Source organism: Bradyrhizobium sp. (assembly GCF_035570375.1).
Lineage (GTDB): Bacteria > Pseudomonadota > Alphaproteobacteria > Rhizobiales > Xanthobacteraceae > Bradyrhizobium.
Genome location: NZ_DATMLW010000077.1, coordinates 1 through 3,001, shown reverse-complemented (window position 1 = coordinate 3,001; position 3,001 = coordinate 1). Strand labels below are relative to the sequence as shown.

Annotated in this window: 3 protein-coding genes; 2 read left to right on the top strand and 1 reads right to left on the bottom strand. The window is 60.8% G+C overall.

All coding sequences use genetic code 11. The features are described 5' to 3' along the window. The coding region (locus VNX23_RS08500; protein WP_325628987.1) for an AbgT family transporter at positions 1 to 244 on the bottom strand (244 nt) is incomplete at its 3' end. 163 nt (positions 245 to 407) lie between these two features. Between VNX23_RS08500 and VNX23_RS08495 the strand changes: the two genes are divergently transcribed. Then, complete coding sequence (locus VNX23_RS08495) at positions 408 to 1,979, top strand: metal-dependent hydrolase family protein (protein ID WP_325628986.1); 1,572 nt, start codon at positions 408 to 410, stop codon at positions 1,977 to 1,979. Between the two features lie 246 nt (positions 1,980 to 2,225). Further along, on the top strand, positions 2,226 to 3,001 hold a 776-nt coding region (locus VNX23_RS08490), incomplete at its 3' end, for a 3-hydroxybutyrate dehydrogenase (RefSeq protein ID WP_325628985.1).

Sequence of the window (3,001 nt, the reverse complement as noted above, 5' to 3'; positions counted from 1 at the left end):
GCAGAAAGACGAGCCCGCTGAGCCCGGCGAAAGTCTTGGTGACGGCGTTGATGCCGTCGACCATGCTGGTGATCGTCTTGGCGCCGCTGCCATAGGCCGCCTCGATCGCCAGAAACACCAGCATGACCAGCACGATCAGGCCGCTCATGAAGGGCGAGTCGCCGATGATCGCTCCGGTCTGCGGATTGCGCAGCGGGGCGCCGGTCGGACCGTCAGGAGCGCGATAACCGACGACGCTCACCACCAGCGCATGGAGCGCGAGCCTCAGCCCCCTCGCCTCCTACCACCCCGGTGCGCCACCGCAGGCCGGCGGGGCCGGCGTGGCGCGTCAACTTGACAATGCCCTTACAGGCTCAGCACATAGCCGCCGCCTTGGGTTTCAAGCTGCAAGAACCGTCGAGGAACCGATGATGATGGCCCCGCACCAGAGGCAAGTCGCTTGCTCGATTCCGGTGCATCCACCGGCTCCGCCCGCCAACGTTCCACTCGATGTTGCAGTGATCACACGAGCAGCACTGACCACCGGGTTTCTGAGGATCTTGTTTTTGGGCAAATCGACTGCTCGGACGACGGTCCGCAAGTTGAAACTCGTGCTTTGTCTATCCCTAGTGTCGGCAGCACTCTCAGTCGGGCTTTGCCAGCCGAGCCTGGGGCAGGGTGATGCGGATTTGGAAGCGCCGGGTTTGGCACCTTTTCCCACTACTTTGGCACGCGGCGCCACGCTATTTCAGAATGTCCGCATCTTCGACGGCAAGAGTGCCGCGCTTTCGGCTCCCTCCAATGTGCTGGTCAAAGGCAACGTCATTGAACGGATATCGGTGGATCCGATCACCTTCGAGACGAATGCCAATGTTCACATCATTGCCGCGAACGGGCGGGTGCTGATGCCGGGCCTGATTGATGCGCATTGGCACGCGTTCATGGCGGCGACACCACAAATGCTCCTGATGACCGCCGACTCCTCATACCTTCACCTGTTGGCTGCGCGACAGGCCGAAGCGACGCTGATGAGAGGTTTCACCACTGTGCGCGACCTGGGGGGCCCCGTGTTCGGGCTCAAGCGCCCCATTGACGAAGGCATAATGCTTGGTCCGCGCATTTATCCCTCGGGCGCTTTCATCTCCCAAACCTCGGGTCATGGAGACTTTCGGTTTCTCTTTGAGGTTCCGCGGACATTGGGCGGGCCGTTGAGCCATTCCGAGGTCGAGGGCGTCGCAGCCATCGCCGACAGCCCCGATGAGGTGCGCCTGCGCGCGCGAGAGCAGTTGAGGAACGGCGCGACTCAGATCAAGCTAATGGCGGGCGGTGGCGTCGCCTCGCCCCACAATCCGATCGAATCGACCCAGTTCACCGAAGCGGAGATTCGTGCCGCGGTTGAGGCTGCGGACAATTGGGGCACCTATGTGACCGTCCACGCGTATACGCCGCGTGCGATCCGACAAGCGGTCGCCGCCGGCGTCAAGTGCATCGAACACGGTCAGTTGATCGACGAGCCCACCGCCAAGCTGCTAGCAGACAAAGGTATCTGGTGGAGCTTGCAGCCTCTCCTGGATGATGAAGACGTGCCGGCGTTGAGCGCGGAATCTCGGAAGAAGGCATTGGAAGTTTTCGCCGGAACGGACAATGCCTACCAGCTGGCGAAGAAGCACAAGGTCAAGACGGCTTTTGGCACGGACGTTCTGTTCGATGCGAGGATTGCCAGCCGACAGGGGGCCATACTCGCCAAGATGGTCCGCTGGTACACCCCTGCCGAAGCGCTCAAGACGGCCACCGCGGACAATGGAGAATTGATGGCGCTTTCCGGGTTTATCGATCCCTATCCCGGCAAACTCGGGGTCGTGGAAGAGGGCGCGCTCGCAGATCTGCTGCTGGTCGATGGCAATCCGTTGGAAAACATCAAGCTCATCGAAGACCCCGACGAACACTTTCTGGTCATCATGAAGGACGGCACGATCTACAAAAATACGGTGCCCAAGTAAGGACTTTGTCCATAAGAGCCTCGATTCTGATGCACTTAAGCGACAGCCGCCTTTTTTAGAATAAACAAAGACTTGCGACAGATTCCTTTTTTGCAGAAAGCAAAAGGTGGACGCAGCGGTTGACCGGATCGTGCCGGTGAAATAGCCTTGGTGGTGACAAATCTCTAGAAACGTCTCTAGAAATGCACCAGTGAGTTACAGTTCTGTCAGTGTTTTCGCATTGGCGTAACCGTGGGAGGATACTTCATGTTGAAGGGCAAGGTGGCCGTCGTTACCGGCTCGACGAGTGGGATTGGGCTCGGGATCGCGCGCGCGCTTGCGGCCGGGGGCGCCGATCTCGTGATCAACGGCTTCGGCGAGGCGGCAGCGATCGAGAAGCTGCGCCAGGAGATTTCCGCGGCCTACGGCATACGCGTGGCCTTTAGCGCCGCCGATCTCACCAAGCCAACCGACGCCACGGGACTGATCGAGCATGCGACGCGCGAACTCGGGCGCGTCGATGTGCTCGTCAACAACGCTGGCATCCAGCATGTTGCGCCAGTGCACGAATTCCCGGTCGAGCGCTGGGATGCAGTCATTGCGATCAACTTGACCGCAGTATTCTTGACCACTCGTGCGGTGCTGCCGCAAATGCTCGCGCGGGACTGGGGTCGGATCATCAACATTGCGTCGGTACACGGGTTGGTCGCGTCGGTGGACAAGTCCGCTTACGTCGCATCCAAGCATGGCGTCGTCGGCTTCACCAAAGGTGTGGCGCTGGAGACGGCGACCACCGGCATCACCTGCAACGCGATCTGCCCCGGCTGGGTGCTCACGCCGCTGGTGCAAAAGCAGATCGATGCCCTTGCTGCCCGCGAGAACCTGGATCCCGAGGAAGCGAGGGTGAAGCTGCTCGGCGAGAAGCAGCCCTCTCTCGATTTTGCCACTCCGGAGCAACTCGGCGCGCTCGCCACATTTCTCTGTTCGGACGCCGCGGCGCAGCTCAACGGTGCGGCGTTACCCGTGGACGGTGGCTGGCTCGC